Genomic DNA, 16,150 nt, shown 5'->3' on the forward strand with positions numbered 1-16,150 from the left:
TAATGTCTTTGCTAATAAAATTTGTTATTAAAAAAAATGTTTCTATTCCTTACACCCAAAAAATTTAGAATAAAAAAATTCCTTATTAAAGAAGATATAGAACCTCAAGAGATTTTTTTAGACAAACTTGCTCAAAAAAAAGAAGAAGAGATAGGAATATCGGAAAAGAAGTTTGAAACTCCTTTGTCTTTTAGAATTTCCAGTTTTTTGCGTTTTTCAATGTTTTTTTCCATATTATTCTTATTAGCGCTAACTTTTTATTATCAAATTTTAAACAATGAAAAATTCTCCGCTTTTGCCTATGAGAATAAGTTTGCCGTTTTTTCAGTAAAAGCAGCAAGAGGCATAATATACGACCAATTTTATAACCAGCTTGTATTCAATAATCCAAGTTTTAATTTAATAATTAAAAGAAGTTTTCTTGATCAAAAAGAAGAAAACCAAGAAAAAACATTAAGTGAAATATCAAAGATAACCGGCCAACAGTATGATTTTCTGAGAGAAAAAATAAGAGAGGATTTTTTGAACAACAAAGGAAATCAAATTATTTTAATAAGAAATTTAGAGCATAATCCTCTTATTATCCTAAAATCAAAAATAGACGAGTTTATTGGATTTGAAATAGAAGAAACTTTCATTCGCAAATATGAATATGGAGAAACTCTTTCCCACATCATCGGATACACGGGGAAAATAAGCAAAGATGAGCTTGAATCTTTTCCTAATTACAGCTTTCTTGATTATATCGGAAAAGCAGGGATTGAAAAAGAATATGAAGATATTTTAAGAAGAAATTCCGGCATTGTTAAAATAGAAAGAGATGCCCTGGGAAATCAAATCTCAAAAGAAATTGTTTCTTTACCAGAGCCGGGGAATAGCTTAATGCTTTGGCTAGATTTGGAACTCCAACAAGTTTTAGAAAATTCTCTCTCTGAAAATCTTCAAAGATTGGGAAGCAAAAAAGCCGTAGGAATAGCCATAAACCCAAAAACAGGAGGAATACTTGCCATGGTTAATATTCCTTCTTATGATAATAATATTTTTAATTCTCCAGAAGAGAAAAAGGAAGAAATAAACGAACTTCTTAAAAATCCTCTTAATCCTCTTTTTAACAGAGCCGTTGCAGGGCAATACCCAACAGGGTCGGTAATAAAGCCCTTTATCGCCGCTGGAGCTCTTGAAGAAGGAATAATAACCCCTGAAAAAGAAATATATGCCGGAGGGAAGATAGAAATTCCCCACAGATATGATCCCTCTATTGTCTATACTTTCAAGGATATTTACGTTCACGGATTAACCAATATGCGAAAAGCCATTGCCGCTTCGGTAAACGTCTATTTTTACGCCATAGGAGGAGGATATCAAGACCAAAAAGGGCTTGGACCGACTAATATCAAAAAATATCTTCAATTATTCGGATGGGGAAATAAAACGGGCATTGATATTCCAGGCGAACAAAGCGGGCTTATCCCTTCTCCTGAATGGAAAAGTGAAATAAAAAAGGAGTCATGGTTTGACGGAGACACTTACAACCTTTCAATCGGCCAGGGAAATATTTTTATTACTCCTCTTCAAGTTGCCATGTCTTACGCAGCAATAGCAAATGGAGGAACTCTTCATTCTCCAAGGATTGTAAAAAAAATAATCAACAGTAGCGGACAAGAACAAGAAATTAATCCTGTAATAATAAGAGAAAATTTTATAGATCCAAAAAACATTAAAGTAATAAAAGAAGGGATGAGGGCAACGGTAACCGGAGAGAACAGTCCCTATGCCACGGCAAGATCTTTAAATCTTCTCCCGGAGAAAACAGCCGCTAAAACAGGGACGGCCCAAACCTCAAGAGAAGGATATTTCCATAATTGGATTTCCGTTTTCGGTCCCTATGAAGATCCCCAAATATCCCTTCTCATACTAGTTGAAGATGTCGAAGGAATTCAATTATCAACGATACCTGTTGCAAGAGATGTTTTAGAATGGTATTTTAACAATAGGATACAAAAAAATAACGATTAAAAGAATAATAAAAAACATGGCAGAAAAATACTTTACTAAAGAAGGATTGGAAAAAATCAACAAAGAATTGGAATATTTAAAAACAGAAAAAAGAAAAGATATTTCAAAAAGAATAAAAGAAGCAGCTTCTTTCGGAGATTTATCGGAAAATGCAGCCTATACGGAAGCAAAGGAAGAGCAAGCTTTTTTAGAGGGCAGGATTAGGGAATTGGAAAACAAGGTTAGAGAGGCAAAAGTGGTGGAAAAAGGGAATTATGAAAAAGTAGAAATCGGCTCTACAATAGTTCTTTCATACGGTAAAGAAGAAATATCCTATACTTTGGTTGATACATCAGAAGCAGATCCTTTTAAAAATAAAATTTCATTTTCATCTCCATTAGGAGAGAAGCTTTTTGGAAAGAGAGTAGGGGACTCAGTTGAACTTTCTCTTGAAGAAGGTAAAATAAAATACACAATAAAAGAAATAAAATGAAAACAAGATTTGCTCCGTCTCCAACAGGTTTTCTTCATATAGGAACAGTAAGAACGGCTCTTTTTAATTATCTTTTTGCCAAAAAAAATAAAGGTTCTTTTCTCCTGAGAATAGAAGATACCGACAAAGAAAGGTCAAAAACCGAATTTGAAAATAATATTTTAGAAGCCCTGAAATGGCTTAATATTGATTTTGACGAAGGTCCATACAGACAGAGCGAAAGAGGGGAGATATATGAAAAATACCTCAAAAAGCTTCTTGATGAAAAAAAGGCCTACTATTGTTTTTGCAGTAAAGAAGAACTTGAAGCGAAAAAAGAAAATTATGCAGTAAATGGATTACCCGTAAAATACGACGGAAAATGCTCTTCTTTATCAAGAGAAGAAGCAGAAAAAAAAATAAAGAGGGGAGAGATGTCAGTTATCCGAATGAAAATGCCCGAAGAAAAAATTGAGGTAAAAGATTTAATTCGAGGAAAAATAATTTTTGATACAAAACTAATAGGAGACATCGTAATTGCTAAAAATTTAAAAAGTCCGTTATATAATTTTTCCGTGGTAATTGACGATTATGAAATGAAAATAACCCACGTTTTAAGAGGAGAGGATATTTTATCAAATACTCCAAAACAAATAGTTTTATGCAATCATTTGGGAATTAATCCTCCAAAATACGGTCATATGCCAATGATACTTGGAACAGACAAAAGCAAACTAAGTAAAAGGCACGGGGCTACGGCAGTTCTTGATTATAAAAAAGAAGGATATCTAAAAGAAGCATTAATTAATTTTTTGGCTTTTTTAGGATGGAGCCCTAAAGATAAAAGAGAGTTTTTTGAAATAGAAGAACTTATTGAAGAATTCTCACTGGAAAGAATGAACAAAAGCGGGGCCGTCTTTAATTTAAAAAAACTGGATTATATAAACGGACACTACATCCGAAAAAAAAGCATTGATGAAATAACAGAGTTTTGTATTCCATATCTTGTTGAAAAAGAATATATTACTCCAATTTTTAAAGATAGAGAAATAATTCCCAATCTTACCGGAATTGCAGGAAAAGAGATATCAATGTCTTTTATTATAAAAAAGACAAAAGAAGAGATAAGCTTTGAATATTTAAAAAATGTTGTTTCTCTTTATAAAGAAAGAATGAAAAAACTTTCCGAAATAGCAGATTTTACAGATTATGTCTTTAAAAAAGATTTATCTTTCGATAAAGAACTACTGCAATGGAAAGGAAGTAAAAAAGAAGAAATGTCTTTTGTTTTAACGGAGCTTTTCAAAATCTTGAATTCTCTTAAAAACTGGGATTCCAAAACGATAGAAGAAGAAATAATGCCTTTTGCAGAAAGATATAAAACGGGGGATAGAGGATATGTTCTTTGGCCCCTAAGAGTAGCTTTAACCGGAAAAAAGTCATCTGCCGGACCATTTGACGTTGCAAACGTTCTGGGGAAGGAAAAAACCCTAAGAAGAATAAATGCGGCAATAAAAATGACATGAGATTAATTATTTTTATTACAATTGCAATAGTAATAATTATGATAATAGTCCCGGAAGAAACTATAAAAGGAGTTTTTGAAAAAATTGAAAAGTTTTTTATAGAAATTCTACAAAAAACATTCTCTTATATTTTTGATCTTTTAAAAAGATTTTTTTCATATGTAATAGATGTTTTAAAAAACATTTTTAAAGATATAAAGAGCTTTATAATAGAAGAGATTGAGGAGGAAAAAATAAATATAATGGAGAGAATGTTAGAATGGGGAAAAAGAATACTCCTGACACCAGAGAGAGAAAGGTCTTAAAAAGGCCTTGACAGTGTGAAAAGAGAGGATATAATTAGATATATAATATGTCGCATAATGTATGTTAAGCGTCTTTCTAAGAGACCTTTTAATATAACCACTCTTTTAAATGAAAAAAACAAGCATTTCAATAAAAGGCCTTTTCCCTGAATTTTTGGATTGGCTTGAGCTTGAGAAAGGATTATCTGCAAAAAGCCAGGAAAATTATTCAAGATTTTTAAAAAAGTTTTTTGATTTTTTAAAATTTTCTAATCTGGAAGAAATAAAACCTCACGAAATAACAAACGATCATATATGGAAATATCGCCTCTTTCTTTCAAGGCAGTCAAAAACACCGCTAAGAAGATCAACCCAAAACTACTATCTAATAGCCCTAAGGTCTCTTTTATCCTATTTTGCTGAAAAAGACATCCTTTCGTTGCCTCCTGAGAAAGTAAAACTTCCGAAAAGCAAATCGGAAAAAACAGTTAACTTCTTAAATCCAGAACAGGTTAAAAAGCTTCTGGAAGCCCCAAATATAGATGATATTGCCGGATTAAGAGATAGAGCCATGCTTGAAACCCTCTTTTCTACCGGATTGCGGGTAGCAGAACTCGTTTCTCTTGATAAAGAGCAAATAAAGCTAAAAGACGGCATAAAATACCTTGAAATAGGGATCATAGGCAAAGGAAGCCATCCCAGGACCATATACCTCTCAGAAAGGGCCATAAACTGCCTCAGAAGCTATCTTTTGACAAGGAAAGACAAGGAAAAAGCCCTTTTTATTAACTACAGAGGAAAAAAAACCGGAGGACGGCTTAATATAAGAAGCGTTGAAAGAATTGTTAAAAAATATGTGGCTCTTTCCGGCCTTCCTATGACAACTTCCTGTCATACATTAAGGCATAGTTTTGCCACCGATTTACTTATTAAGGGCGTTGACCTTCGCGTTGTTCAGGAATTTTTAGGGCATAAAAATATCGCCACAACTCAAATATATACCCATATTACAAAACCCCACCTCAAAGAGATACACAGTAAATATCATAAGCTTCAATAAATAATGTCGCTTAATATAATAAGGACCAACTAAAAACACCTCCTAAAAAAGAGGTGTTTTTTTGGCTTTTCCTTAACTGTTAAAATTCTTCAATTTCTCTTTCTAACCTCTCAATCTCTGTTTCCATATCTCCAAAATCATAGGATTCAAACATATCAATATCCGCTTCTATATCCTCAATGCTATCCCCTGAAGTAACTTCCGGAATTTCCGGTCCTTCATAAATTAAATCCTCTTCTTGTTCTGTTTCTGTGGTTTCGGGAGTTAATTTCGGAGCAAGTCCTCCCCTGTCAAGAAAAATTGAAAAAATCATTACGAAAAGAGCAATGACTATAACAATTAAGAGAGCAAGTAAATATTTTTCTTTTCTTGTCATATTTTTAGTTTATTATTGCGCTTCTTAATTCGGCCATTATTTCCCTAATCAAAAACTTTACGGCATCTATAGTTCTAATTCTAAGTGTATTATGATCTGTTCTTATCTCTTGAAGAACATTTTGAAACTGAAGGCCAACATCTTCTCCAGAAGAAATGTCAGGAACATAAGTTTTTGCTTTTTGCTCTGCTATTTCTTCTTTAGCAACTTCAATGGAATTTCTGGCTTCATCCACTTTCAAATAAACAGAAGATAAATCCTTTTGAAGAGCTATCTCTATTTTTGCAGTACGGCTTTCAATCTTATTCAAAACAATTTCCATTGCAAAAAGAAGTCCCGTATATCTGTTTGAAAGATTATAATTTACTCTGTTCATATTCTCAGAAAGAATCTCAAAGCGATTTCTAAGCTGTTCTCCGCCGATCTCCTCTGCTTTTTCCCTGAGAAGTTTCTGTCTTGCTTCTGTTTGTTGAAGATTTTCCATTCTTATTTCCTTTGCTCTTTCACCTACCTCTATTGCTCCTTTTTGAGCTTCAACCATTATTCTTTCTCTCTCTTTCCCGAAATCAACAATTTTTCCCCTTGGAACAATTCTAGTTGATACTGAAGGAGTAAACCCCTGAACTTCCCCACTTGAAACTTCTTCTAAAATCGGGTCAAGATTGTTAATTTGCATATTGCCTTCTCCTTGCTGGGCAAAAGCAAAAGAAAAAGAAAAAAATAGAAGAAAAGCAATTGTGATAAAATTTTTCATTTTAATTTAAATTTATAATTTGTATTATTGACCTACCCGTCTGTTTTCAAGACGAGAAGCCAAATCGTGCGACCTTTTTGGTTTTTTATTATTAATACTTCCTTTCGGTTTTATTTCTTTTTTTAACTCTCTTGGAATCCTCTTTTCCCATTTTTTTGATTTATTTTCCATATTTTTATTATACTATTTAAGATATTAAAATTCAACTTGCCAGTTTTTTTTAAGGGAAAAACTCTTCCCTGTTTTTCTTGCTTTTTTTATTTTTCCTATTATAAAATAATGGCAAAATTCGTCTTTATCCCCTACTGTGCGGGCATTTAATATGTGTCCGGGAGAAAGACGGTCTTGCTCGTATATCAAATGCTCGGCATCTTCGGTTGTATCATTGGAAAGAAAATAGGGCTCTATTTCCCTCCAGCCCTCTTTGGTTGTGTCTGTTTTAGGATAATAAATTTCAACAGTTTCTTTTTTAACAGCCGCTTCTGCAATAATCTGAAGTATTTTTCTATAATCCATCGGTTTTATTTTCATAATCTTTCAGTTGCTTCTTTTATTCTTCTGGCTTCTTTTTCAATAATTTCTCCTTCATATTCGGCGCTATGAGCGCTATACTTGCCGTATGAAGCTTTTTTCTGGTCAAGATGGAGATTGAAAACATAATCTCCCTTTTCAAAATCTTCTTCTACATATATATGAAATCTCGGATACTTTTCCTTTCTTCCTGAAAGAGGTTTTATAAAATTGAATTCATCTTTTGTAGCAAAAGAGTAAGAAGTAGGAATATAACCTGCTTTCCTTATTAGGACAAGAAGATTTTCTTTTCCTTTTTTAATATGAAAAGTCATAATTTATTTCCCAAACCTTCTTTCACGCTTGCTATAATCAATAAGGGCCTTATCAATATCTCTTTCATTAAAAGACGGCCACATTTTATTTGAAAAATAAAGCTCTGAATATGCGGACTGCCAGATTAGAAAATTAGAAAGACGATGCTCCCCTCCTGTTCTGATTATTAAATCCGGATGAGACATATTTTCAGTATAAAGAAATTTTTCAAAAAAATCCTCTGTTATTTTTTCAACAGAAATTTTTTCTTCAATTATTTTTTTAACTGCGCTTACTATTTCTCTTCTTCCGCTATATGAAACAGCAAGATTCAATATCCCCTTCTTGTTGTCTTTGGTAGTTTCTTGAGCAATTTTTATTCTTTTTTTTACTTCAGAGGAAAGTTTTTCCTTGCTTCCAATAATATTAATCTTAACTCCTTTTTTATGTAATTTCGACACAGCCCTATCGCTAAGGGCACCCAAAAGAAGACGCATTAAAAAGTTAACTTCTCTTTCAGCTCTTTTCCAATTTTCATAAGAAAAAACATACACCGTTAAAATCTTTACTCCTTTTAAAAGCAAGTAATCCCCTATCCTCTCTAAATTTTCCAATCCTTTTTTATGACCGCTAAAAACGGGAAGATTTTTTTCCCTGGCCCATCTTCTGTTTCCGTCAATAATCAATCCCAAGTGATATGGTATTTTTTTTTCCATTTTATAATAAAAAGTCCGGCTCTATTTTAACAGTTTTAGGAATTAAAAAAGGAATATTTTCTCCTGCAAAATATACGGATTTTGTCATTAAATTGTAAAAGGCAATCTTTCTTTTGAAAAACTTTCTCATTCTTTTGTGGTAAAGTTCAAAGTCCGGAAAGGTTTCAACTAAAATATCAGCGGATTTCAACCCCCAAATAACCCCTCCTCCTGACCATGGCTTGGTGATTCCGGCAGCATCCCCGCAAAGAGTAACTTTTCCCTTTTTCGGAATTGAAAAACCGCAAGGAATAATTCTGGCATCAATTTCTTCAAGGTTAATTTTATCTTTTTTTAAAAAAAGAGCAAGTGCTTTTTTCGCTATTTCCGGTTTTTCCATAATTCCGTATTCAATCACTTCTTTTCTTGGTATTTTCCACACAAATCCTTCCCTAAGAGGCCATGTTTCAACAAAGTCGGAACTATCCTTTTCTTTTAAAAATCCTCTTATTCCAACCTTCAATTTCGGCTTCTTAAGGCCGAGAGATTTTCTAATAAAAGAATTTGCCCCATCGCATCCTATTACCCTGTCAAACCCTTGGGGAATGCTTTTTATTTCTTTCCCCAAAATAACGCTTTCTTTCACTTTGGAGTATAAAATTTTATCAAGAGAAGAGTGGGAAAATAAAAAAAACCTTTCTTTAAAAAGAAGGTGAATTGTTTTTTTAGGAAAGCGAAGAAGAGCCGATTTTATCTCCTTTTCGACTATATTTTTACTTTCCGGAATAAACTTAAAAATCTTTTCGGAAAATATTCCCGAACAAACATCGGTTCCAATTTCTTTCCTTTTTTCAAAAAGAACGACTTTATTGCCTTTTTCTATCAATTTTAGGGCAAGATAAAGGCCAATTGTTCCTCCTCCTATAATTGCTATTTTTTTATTCATTTTCCAAAATGTTCTCTATTATAAAGGGCTCCTCTTTTTGCTGTTTTGCCGTAATATATCCGGCAGCAAAGGAAAATAAAGAAATTAAAATAACACCAACTATAAGCATAATATCTTTTTGGTGTCTTTTGACAAAAGAAATTGTTTCTGCTATCATAATACCGTTTTTCATTTAAAATACTTAAATTATTTTTAAATTACTATGGCTACAACTAAATCCGCGGGAGCGACAAAACTAGGAAGAGATTCCCAGCCAAAATATTTGGGAGTTAAGCTTTTTGACGGCCAAAAAGTGAAAACGGGAAATATCATTATAAGACAAAGAGGAACCAGATTTTTAGCGGGAAAAAACGTAAAGCGCGGAGCAGATGACACTCTTTTTGCTCTCAAAGACGGCATTGTTAAATTCACCACAAAAAGAAAAAAGCGCTTTGACGGTTCTCAAAGAATTGCCAAGGTTGTTAATGTTCTCTAAGACAGGCCTTAATAAATCCTGAAAACAAAGGATGAGGAGACAAAGGGCTTGATTTAAACTCCGGATGAAACTGAGTACCCAGAAAAAATGGGTGCTTTTTTATTTCAATAATTTCAACAAGGTCTCTTTCGGGATTTCTTCCCGATAAAACCAGTCCTTTTTTTTCCAATAAATCCCTATAGCTATTATTTAACTCATAACGATGGCGATGGCGCTCGGAAATAAGATTCTTTTTATAACAGCTTTTTGCCAAAGTTCCTTTTTTAAGCTCGCAAGAATAAGCTCCCAGGCGCATTGTTCCGCCGTAATTTTTTTCTTTCAGCAGATTTTTTTGTTCATCCATGATATCAATAACGGGATATTTGCAATTATCGTCAAATTCCCTTGATCCGGCTTTTTTGATACCGCAGACATTCCTTGCAAATTCTATAACTGCAAGCTGCATTCCCAAACAAAGCCCGAAAAAAGGAATTTTGTTTTTTCTGCAATATTCTATCGCCTTTATTTTCCCCTCAACTCCTCTTACCCCAAATCCTCCGGGAATAATAATGCCGTCGCACTCTTTCAGTTCCTTTAATTTTTTAGAGTTTTTTTCATACTTTTCAGAAGAAATCCAAACTATCTCCGGTCTTGATTTAAGATTATAGGCAGCATGTTTTATTGATTCTATAATAGAGATATATGAATCAAGAAGGGTGAAATTTCCTATTTCAAAATATTTGCCGACTATTCCTATTTTAACCTCCTTCTTGTTATTTTTAACAAAATTTACAAATCGGGACAAATCTTTCAAATCATTCTTTTTGGGCTTCATTTTTAATTTTTGAAGTATCCTGTTTCCTAAATTGTCTTTTTCAAACAATAGAGGAACCTCATATATTGTTTCTGCATCAGGAGCAGAAATTACGTCCTCCGGCAATACATTGCAAAAAACAGATATTTTTTTCTTTCTAACATTATCAAGAGAAACAGCACTGCGGGCTATTATGATATCAGGCTGGATTCCGGCTGAATTTAAAGTCCTAACGGCATATTGGGTCGGTTTAGTTTTCATCTCGCCAAGAAGCTTTGGAACAGGGAGATAACTTACCAAAACAAAAAGCGTGTCTTTTGGGTTAGACAGCTTTAACATTCTTCCCGCTTCAAGAAAAAGCATATTTTGATATTCCCCGACAGTCCCTCCAATTTCTATAAGAATAAAATCTGCTTTCGCTTTTTCTCCCGCTTTCTTTATCCTTGAAATTACTTCGTTTGGAATATCAGGAACAACCTCCACGCAACGTCCCTTATACTCAAGGTTTCTTTCTCTGTTTATTACCGACTGATAAACCCTGCCTGTGGTAATATAGTTGTCGCTAAATATATTTTCCTCTAAAAATCTTTCGTAGTTTCCAATGTCTTGATCGCATTCTATTCCGTCTTCGGTGACAAAAACCTCTCCGTGTTCAAGAGGATTCATGGTCCCGGCATCAACATTGACATAGGGGTCTATTTTAATCGCCGTTACTTTAAATCCTTTGCTCTTTAGAACTTTTCCTATTGAAGAGGTTACAATTCCTTTTCCAATTCCTGACATAACTCCTCCTGAGATAAAAATATATTTAGGCATTCATCCGTTAACTTTAAGCGTAATAATTTATCCTATTAAAACACCGGAGATATTACGTATAAAGCTCAATAAAAATTTTATTTATAACTCTTCCGAAACGACAACTTTAACTTCCGGTTCAAGATTATGTTCAAGCTTGATTTTGACAGAATATTCTCCCAGTTCTTCTATCGGATTTTCCAATTTAATCTGCTTTTTTTCAATTTCAATCCCCTCTTCCTTTAACTTCTCTGCAATTTTAACGGCAGTAATTTTTTCAAAAAGCTGGCCTTTTTCTCCAAGTTTGACCGGAATTGCTATTTCCATTCCGTCAATTTTCGAGGCAACTTTTTGGGCTTTTGCCAAATCATCTTCCGTTTTCTTTTCCATTATCTCTTTCTGGGCTTCAAGCCAAAGCAAAGCATTTTCAGTTGCTATCTTTGCCAAATTATTAGGAATTAAAAAATTCCTAGCGTATCCATCGGCAACGTTTTTTACCTCATACTTTTTTCCCAGTCCGTTTACGTCTTCTATAAGAATTACTTTCATATTGGTTTTTCCCTGTCGGGTTTTAATTTTAAATTATTTTATATTTCTTCTATTTTCCTATTTTATCTCATATCTTTTAATATTTCAATAGCAGTATCAAGATAAACATCTTTGTCTTCTTCGTAATCCTCTTCAGACATATCAATAACAACATCAGGAACAATGCCAACTTTATCTATTAAATTTCCTTTAGGAGTGAGCCATTTTGATATAGTCACTTTTATTTTTGAACCGTCACTTAAAGTTACAAGCTCCTGGACAGAACCTTTTCCAAAAGATTGTTCCCCTACTATAACAGCGTCCATATTGTCTCTTATTGCTGAAGCTAAAATTTCCGAAGCTGAAGCCGAGCCGTAATTGATTAAAATTACTATCGGATAACCGGAAAGATTGCCGTTTCCGGTAGCCCTATACTCTATATTCTCTCTTTTTCCCTCTTGAATGGTAATTATCTGATCTTTTATTAAAAACCAATCGGCAATTTCTTTTGCCTCATCAAAATACCCCCCAGGATTATTTCTTAAATCAAGAATTATTCCGTTTGCCGAACTGTCCAATATTTCCTTTGCAATTTTGGAAAAATCAAAACTGGACTTTAAGGAAAAATGTATTAACTTTATATGAGCAATTTTAAGATTGTCTTTTTCTATAATTTCAAAGCGCATTGAGGGAATTTCAATCAATCCTCTTGTAATTACAAAATCCTTCGGCAAATCCCAATTATCTCTATAAATAGTAAAAACAATCTCTGTTCCCTTTTCCCCCCTGATTAAAGAAACCGCTTCTTCTACTGTAATATCGGAAGCGAAAACCTCTCCTATTTTAATTATGATATCGCCAGCTCTAAGGCCTGCTTTTTCGGCTGGAGTGCCTTCAAGAGGAGTCACTATTTTAAGCTGTCCGTTTTTCATGCTTATTTCCATCCCCACTCCTTCAAAATTACCCCTTGTGTCTTCTAAAAAACGCTTAGCGTCCTGAGGGTCAAAAAAGACGGTAGGAGGATCCTCAAGCGCTTCAATCATTCCGGATATTGCCCCATAAACCATTTTCTTGTAATCTAGCGACTGAGAATCAATATATCTTCTTTCAAGAAGATCCCAGGCCTCCCAAAAAAGGCCGATGTCGGCTTTATCTGATAAATAAGGTCTTGCATTGATAGAATATTTTCCAACAAGAAAACCTGTTCCGAAGATAAATACGAAAAAGAGAATTACAAAAGGGCTTTTAAATTTGTACGACGGAAATTTAAACATAATATTTCAAGGATTATAGCGAATAACTTTCAGTTAGTCCATTTTAAGAAAAACTTCTCTGCATTTTGTGGTGTTTGTTGGACGAAATCCGAACCCATTTTGAGCAAAATCCAGAGGATTTTGCGGATTGAATCCCGCCCAGCGTTTCCGCCCGCCTCCGCTTCGCTTCGGCGAGCAAAACAGAAAAATTTTCTCTACATTTTTTAATCGCCTGTCCCCCAAATTTTTTTTCAATTAAGGAAAAGAAAATTTTTCTGTTTTGCGTTCCTCTTGCGAGAGGAATTGCGGAAACGCCCCCACCCCATTGTCCGCCTTCGGCGGACTGGCAAGCGGGCAAAAATTCATTTTCCCCACACCCCTTTTTCTTTTTGCCCGCTTGCTTTCGGGATTCGGCTGATTTTTTTTGCGGACGGGCTACAAATCAAAAGGGTGGAGGGTGGGTATAAATTAAATTGATCCTGTCTTTTATCTACTTTCTATTTTACCACTTTGACAACTTTTTCGGAAGAAGACGAAATTTCTAAACGATCGGGTTGCTTGCAAATTTTCTCAAGGTCATAGATAGTACTAATTTTCCCCGACAGAACACTGATAAAAGTCGGGTTACTTGTATGATATTTAATAATTGTCGGCCTAGAATCGTCATTTTCCGAAGACCTTAATATTGCCTTTATTTCAAATTTTGAATCTTTGTATTCAATTTTAAAATTGTGTTTTAGAAATGACTGACTTAGTGCATACATCTTATTCCAGGCCGATCTTAAATTTTGTGAACAAACAACACATCCACTGACTCCGTGCATTTCACAAATAGACTTATTAGCATGATTCTCAAAAATCGGAAACTTGTCGCAAGAAACAGAATGAGGAGTGTGTCCAACGGAAGTTAATACGTGAAGGTTGGAGTCCCCAAAGGGCATGATAGAAAAGAAATCGCCGTCCATTACAGTAATCCCTAAATTTTTGAATTTTTTAGGTACTTCACAAAGAACCATTTCGCACAATTCGTATTTTAAGTCAAAAAAATTCTGGCCAAATTTATTAATCACTTCATTAATCCCAGAGTATGATGCGTTAATAACGAGAGGAGCCGACAAGCAGGTGTCGTTATCTAGAATGACATTATATGATGGATTTACTTTTTCAACCGCTTTGATGCCAGTGTTGTAATAATAAGTCGCTGAATTTCCAATTTTATCTATAAGAAAATCTCGTATCTTGGCAAAATCAAAACTGCACTCCTGTGTTAAAAAGGCAGCTTCTACAGAACCCTTTTTAAAATATAAATCAGCATCTATTTTTTGAAGAGGTATGTTTACTTTTCTGCAAAAATTAGTAAATTCTTGTGCGGATGTTTTGGACCCCTTACTTGAAATAGCATATACCTGCTTAAAAGAGTCGTTAATGGCAAAATTAAATTCTCGAATAAATCTAGCGTAATACTCCGCTACCTTTTTGGCGGTTTCGTAGCTACGCGGGTAGTGATAACCATTATGCACCCTCGCCTGATTGATTGCGCTGGCACGAGAAAATGGTCTGACACTTTTGTCTATAATAGCAACACGTTGACCCTGTCTGACTAAAAGCGAAGCCGCATACAATCCAAAAATGCCGGCTCCAACAATTATGCAATCTGTTTTTTGTTCTTTTTTATTCATAGCTTACTGGTAAATATTTTTTACAAAGGAAATTATCTTAGAAATATTTTTAATATTTTGTCTGTCACTCGGTCGCATCTCAACAGAGACAAACCCATTATAATTTCCATCATTGAGAGTTCTAGCGATGCTTCTATGAAGTGGTCGGCTAAGGTTAATAGTTTTCAAATACGGCTCGCTTATATGTACATGGCCTACATAGTCAATGTTCTTGTTTATTATTTTCTCAATATCTTCCCCGTTCAAAATTGACGAGCCAATATCTAAATTAATTTTGAGAGAACGATGGCTAATCGTTTTAACAAAATCTACAGCTTCTTGTGTATTACAAATGAAATCAGCACCATAGGCGGTTGGCGTTGGCTCAATACAAAAAATTACATTATAAAGCCTGGCCTGTTCTGCTATTTGTATGAAAAAATCTTTCGCAATACCCATAGCTTTATTGTGCGGCAGTGTGCCTCTGATTTTATTTTTGGGCGAACCGAATACCGCAACAGTTGCACCAATCTGATTTAAAAACTCCAAAACGCCTCTTAGGTGCTTCAATATTTTGTTGCGAGCGGTTGCTCCTTCAAAAATAGAAACTTCAGGATACCTGAACATCAGCGCTTGAAAAGCCGCAACGTGTATCCCGTATTGATTTAATAATTTCGAGGTTTCGTTATAGAACTGTTCTTTTGCCTCCGGTAAGGTGCTGGCATCTCGAAATGGACTGATTTCCATATTCAGTACGTTCAAATCACGTATAATATTAAAAACTTTCTCGTCTTCCGATTTTCTCCAGGCTAAATTTGAAATCGCAATTTTTGTCATATTATTTATCTAATTTCATTTTTTTTACTTTAATACCGCGCACTCGTAAAAATTTTATTCCATCATCGTTACCGTAAGGGTGTAGATAATATATTTGGGTAAGTTGGCTCTTGAGTATTTCTTGAGCACAAAGTTTGCATGGCGGAATAAGAATATAGAGCTTGGCTTTCTTAAGATCAATCCTTTTTAATTTCGCTTTCTTTAAGACAATCTGCTCGGCGTGCATATTCTGGCTTTCAATGTTGTCTGATTCGGCCACAATTTTATTATCAAAAGTAACCAGTGCGGATATTTTTCCGATGGCCGCCTTGCTGTTATCAGCAATAAAATAAAGGCGACGGGCAATAGGGTTTTTTATTTTGGAATAATCTCGACGCATTAAAAGTCTTTTTATAAAGTAGTCGGCGTTATATTGATGTAAATTATTGTCAAGAAAAAATATCCTGATACTTGGAAATCTTTCAGTGATTAAGCTGGCGGTAAATTTTCTATGTTTCATTATGCCCCTTGGATAAATATAATTTCTGGGCCTTATGATCTGTAAATATTTCTCATAGTCAGATGGTCTTTCGAGAATCAATACAAAATCAACAAATTCAAGGACGGCAACCATTCCAGCTCTCTGTCTCTCGTTCATTATCGGCCTGCCGAATCCAGACCGGATTTTTGCTGTCTTATCGGCTTGAACTACAACAACGAGTGGTCTCCCAACCTTACTGCATTCTCGTAAATAGCGAACATGCTCAATATTGAACAAATCAAAAACATCACCAACAAGAGTGGCGGTAAATGGCTTAAGCTTTTTTGTAAGTTTTGAGAGAGTAATAATCTTCATAAGTTAAAAAGAAAGGGGGAAATCCATGGAAGGAAATCCCCCT

The 16,150-nt window shown here is 34.4% G+C and carries 20 protein-coding genes; 6 read left to right on the plus strand and 14 right to left on the minus strand.

The window, feature by feature from the left end; genetic code table 11:
• Positions 1-36 precede the first annotated feature (36 nt).
• The 5 genes from mrdA (at position 37) to PHH50_01590 (ending at position 5,337) form a co-directional block, all read left to right on the plus strand.
• On the plus strand, positions 37-2,016 hold the full coding sequence (gene mrdA, locus PHH50_01570; GenBank protein ID MDD3728991.1) for a penicillin-binding protein 2: 1,980 nt from the start codon (positions 37-39) through the stop codon (positions 2,014-2,016).
• A gap of 16 nt (positions 2,017-2,032) precedes the next feature.
• The gene (gene greA, locus PHH50_01575) at positions 2,033-2,488 is read left to right on the plus strand and encodes a transcription elongation factor GreA (GenBank protein ID MDD3728992.1); all 456 of its coding nucleotides are present in this window, start codon (positions 2,033-2,035) and stop codon (positions 2,486-2,488) included.
• Complete coding sequence (gene gltX, locus PHH50_01580) at positions 2,485-3,993, plus strand: glutamate--tRNA ligase (protein ID MDD3728993.1); 1,509 nt, start codon at positions 2,485-2,487, stop codon at positions 3,991-3,993. Before greA ends, gltX begins: the two co-directional genes overlap by 4 nt.
• Positions 3,990-4,298 carry a hypothetical protein gene (locus PHH50_01585; GenBank protein ID MDD3728994.1) on the plus strand — a complete coding sequence of 103 codons (309 nt, stop codon included), beginning with the start codon at positions 3,990-3,992 and terminating at the stop codon, positions 4,296-4,298. Before gltX ends, PHH50_01585 begins: the two co-directional genes overlap by 4 nt.
• A 109-nt stretch (positions 4,299-4,407) precedes the next feature.
• Positions 4,408-5,337: a tyrosine-type recombinase/integrase gene (locus PHH50_01590; GenBank protein MDD3728995.1), complete on the plus strand. Its 930-nt coding sequence runs from the start codon at positions 4,408-4,410 to the stop codon at positions 5,335-5,337.
• 79 nt (positions 5,338-5,416) lie between these two features.
• Here PHH50_01590 and PHH50_01595 read toward each other — a convergent pair whose 3' ends face one another.
• From PHH50_01595 to PHH50_01630, 8 genes are read right to left on the minus strand one after another with little or no spacing between them, the layout of a single operon-like run.
• A complete protein-coding gene (locus PHH50_01595; protein MDD3728996.1) occupies positions 5,417-5,713 on the minus strand; it encodes a hypothetical protein in 297 nt (98 codons plus the stop codon).
• A gap of 4 nt (positions 5,714-5,717) precedes the next feature.
• Entirely contained in the window at positions 5,718-6,467 is a 750-nt protein-coding gene (locus PHH50_01600; protein MDD3728997.1) for a hypothetical protein, read from the minus strand.
• Between the two features lie 24 nt (positions 6,468-6,491).
• Entirely contained in the window at positions 6,492-6,638 is a 147-nt protein-coding gene (locus PHH50_01605) for a hypothetical protein (GenBank protein MDD3728998.1), read from the minus strand.
• Positions 6,639-6,662: 24 nt separating this feature from the next.
• Positions 6,663-6,998 (minus strand): hypothetical protein, encoded by a 336-nt coding sequence (locus PHH50_01610; GenBank protein MDD3728999.1) that lies wholly within the window; start codon positions 6,996-6,998, stop codon positions 6,663-6,665.
• On the minus strand, positions 6,995-7,312 hold the full coding sequence (locus PHH50_01615; protein MDD3729000.1) for a hypothetical protein: 318 nt from the start codon (positions 7,310-7,312) through the stop codon (positions 6,995-6,997). Before PHH50_01615 ends, PHH50_01610 begins: the two co-directional genes overlap by 4 nt.
• 3 nt (positions 7,313-7,315) lie before the next feature.
• Positions 7,316-8,008 (minus strand): polyprenyl diphosphate synthase, encoded by a 693-nt coding sequence (gene uppS / locus PHH50_01620; GenBank protein MDD3729001.1) that lies wholly within the window; start codon positions 8,006-8,008, stop codon positions 7,316-7,318.
• 1 nt (position 8,009) lies between these two features.
• Positions 8,010-8,933, minus strand: a complete 924-nt coding sequence (locus PHH50_01625; GenBank protein MDD3729002.1) for an FAD-dependent oxidoreductase — start codon at positions 8,931-8,933, stop codon at positions 8,010-8,012.
• The gene (locus tag PHH50_01630) at positions 8,926-9,105 is read right to left on the minus strand and encodes a hypothetical protein (GenBank protein MDD3729003.1); all 180 of its coding nucleotides are present in this window, start codon (positions 9,103-9,105) and stop codon (positions 8,926-8,928) included. The genes PHH50_01625 and PHH50_01630 overlap by 8 nt, the downstream gene beginning before the upstream one ends.
• 30 nt (positions 9,106-9,135) lie before the next feature.
• Between PHH50_01630 and rpmA the strand changes: the two genes are divergently transcribed.
• Positions 9,136-9,408 (plus strand): 50S ribosomal protein L27, encoded by a 273-nt coding sequence (gene rpmA / locus PHH50_01635; protein ID MDD3729004.1) that lies wholly within the window; start codon positions 9,136-9,138, stop codon positions 9,406-9,408.
• On the opposite strand, the gene PHH50_01640 is transcribed toward rpmA, so the two are convergent.
• The 6 genes from PHH50_01640 to PHH50_01665 form a co-directional block, all read right to left on the minus strand.
• Positions 9,395-11,017 carry a CTP synthase gene (locus tag PHH50_01640; GenBank protein ID MDD3729005.1) on the minus strand — a complete coding sequence of 541 codons (1,623 nt, stop codon included), beginning with the start codon at positions 11,015-11,017 and terminating at the stop codon, positions 9,395-9,397. The genes rpmA and PHH50_01640 overlap by 14 nt on opposite strands.
• 81 nt (positions 11,018-11,098) lie before the next feature.
• Positions 11,099-11,545, minus strand: coding sequence for a 50S ribosomal protein L9 (rplI, locus tag PHH50_01645; protein MDD3729006.1), 447 nt, complete (start codon positions 11,543-11,545; stop codon positions 11,099-11,101).
• A gap of 62 nt (positions 11,546-11,607) precedes the next feature.
• Positions 11,608-12,798 (minus strand): S41 family peptidase, encoded by a 1,191-nt coding sequence (locus PHH50_01650; protein MDD3729007.1) that lies wholly within the window; start codon positions 12,796-12,798, stop codon positions 11,608-11,610.
• A gap of 476 nt (positions 12,799-13,274) precedes the next feature.
• Positions 13,275-14,456 carry an FAD-dependent oxidoreductase gene (locus PHH50_01655; GenBank protein ID MDD3729008.1) on the minus strand — a complete coding sequence of 394 codons (1,182 nt, stop codon included), beginning with the start codon at positions 14,454-14,456 and terminating at the stop codon, positions 13,275-13,277.
• 3 nt (positions 14,457-14,459) lie between these two features.
• The gene (locus PHH50_01660; GenBank protein MDD3729009.1) at positions 14,460-15,272 is read right to left on the minus strand and encodes a sugar phosphate isomerase/epimerase; all 813 of its coding nucleotides are present in this window, start codon (positions 15,270-15,272) and stop codon (positions 14,460-14,462) included.
• A gap of 1 nt (position 15,273) precedes the next feature.
• Positions 15,274-16,107: a deaminase gene (locus PHH50_01665; GenBank protein MDD3729010.1), complete on the minus strand. Its 834-nt coding sequence runs from the start codon at positions 16,105-16,107 to the stop codon at positions 15,274-15,276.
• Positions 16,108-16,150 lie beyond the last annotated feature (43 nt).

This window comes from Candidatus Paceibacterota bacterium (assembly GCA_028697015.1).
GTDB lineage: Bacteria > Patescibacteriota > Minisyncoccia > Minisyncoccales > GWA2-38-27 > JAQVFW01.

Coding starts and splice junctions, on each gene's coding strand:
- rplI (MDD3729006.1), bottom strand. CDS start 11,545: ATGAAAGTAATTCTTATAGAAGACGTAAACGGACTGGGAAAAAAGTAT.
- PHH50_01590 (MDD3728995.1), top strand. CDS start 4,408: ATGAAAAAAACAAGCATTTCAATAAAAGGCCTTTTCCCTGAATTTTTG.
- PHH50_01625 (MDD3729002.1), bottom strand. CDS start 8,933: ATGAATAAAAAAATAGCAATTATAGGAGGAGGAACAATTGGCCTTTAT.
- greA (MDD3728992.1), top strand. CDS start 2,033: ATGGCAGAAAAATACTTTACTAAAGAAGGATTGGAAAAAATCAACAAA.
- PHH50_01630 (MDD3729003.1), bottom strand. CDS start 9,105: ATGAAAAACGGTATTATGATAGCAGAAACAATTTCTTTTGTCAAAAGA.
- uppS (MDD3729001.1), bottom strand. CDS start 8,008: ATGGAAAAAAAAATACCATATCACTTGGGATTGATTATTGACGGAAAC.
- PHH50_01640 (MDD3729005.1), bottom strand. CDS start 11,017: ATGCCTAAATATATTTTTATCTCAGGAGGAGTTATGTCAGGAATTGGA.
- PHH50_01610 (MDD3728999.1), bottom strand. CDS start 6,998: ATGAAAATAAAACCGATGGATTATAGAAAAATACTTCAGATTATTGCA.
- PHH50_01615 (MDD3729000.1), bottom strand. CDS start 7,312: ATGACTTTTCATATTAAAAAAGGAAAAGAAAATCTTCTTGTCCTAATA.
- PHH50_01600 (MDD3728997.1), bottom strand. CDS start 6,467: ATGAAAAATTTTATCACAATTGCTTTTCTTCTATTTTTTTCTTTTTCT.
- PHH50_01650 (MDD3729007.1), bottom strand. CDS start 12,798: ATGTTTAAATTTCCGTCGTACAAATTTAAAAGCCCTTTTGTAATTCTC.
- PHH50_01585 (MDD3728994.1), top strand. CDS start 3,990: ATGAGATTAATTATTTTTATTACAATTGCAATAGTAATAATTATGATA.
- rpmA (MDD3729004.1), top strand. CDS start 9,136: ATGGCTACAACTAAATCCGCGGGAGCGACAAAACTAGGAAGAGATTCC.
- PHH50_01665 (MDD3729010.1), bottom strand. CDS start 16,107: ATGAAGATTATTACTCTCTCAAAACTTACAAAAAAGCTTAAGCCATTT.
- PHH50_01595 (MDD3728996.1), bottom strand. CDS start 5,713: ATGACAAGAAAAGAAAAATATTTACTTGCTCTCTTAATTGTTATAGTC.
- mrdA (MDD3728991.1), top strand. CDS start 37: ATGTTTCTATTCCTTACACCCAAAAAATTTAGAATAAAAAAATTCCTT.
- gltX (MDD3728993.1), top strand. CDS start 2,485: ATGAAAACAAGATTTGCTCCGTCTCCAACAGGTTTTCTTCATATAGGA.
- PHH50_01660 (MDD3729009.1), bottom strand. CDS start 15,272: ATGACAAAAATTGCGATTTCAAATTTAGCCTGGAGAAAATCGGAAGAC.
- PHH50_01605 (MDD3728998.1), bottom strand. CDS start 6,638: ATGGAAAATAAATCAAAAAAATGGGAAAAGAGGATTCCAAGAGAGTTA.
- PHH50_01655 (MDD3729008.1), bottom strand. CDS start 14,456: ATGAATAAAAAAGAACAAAAAACAGATTGCATAATTGTTGGAGCCGGC.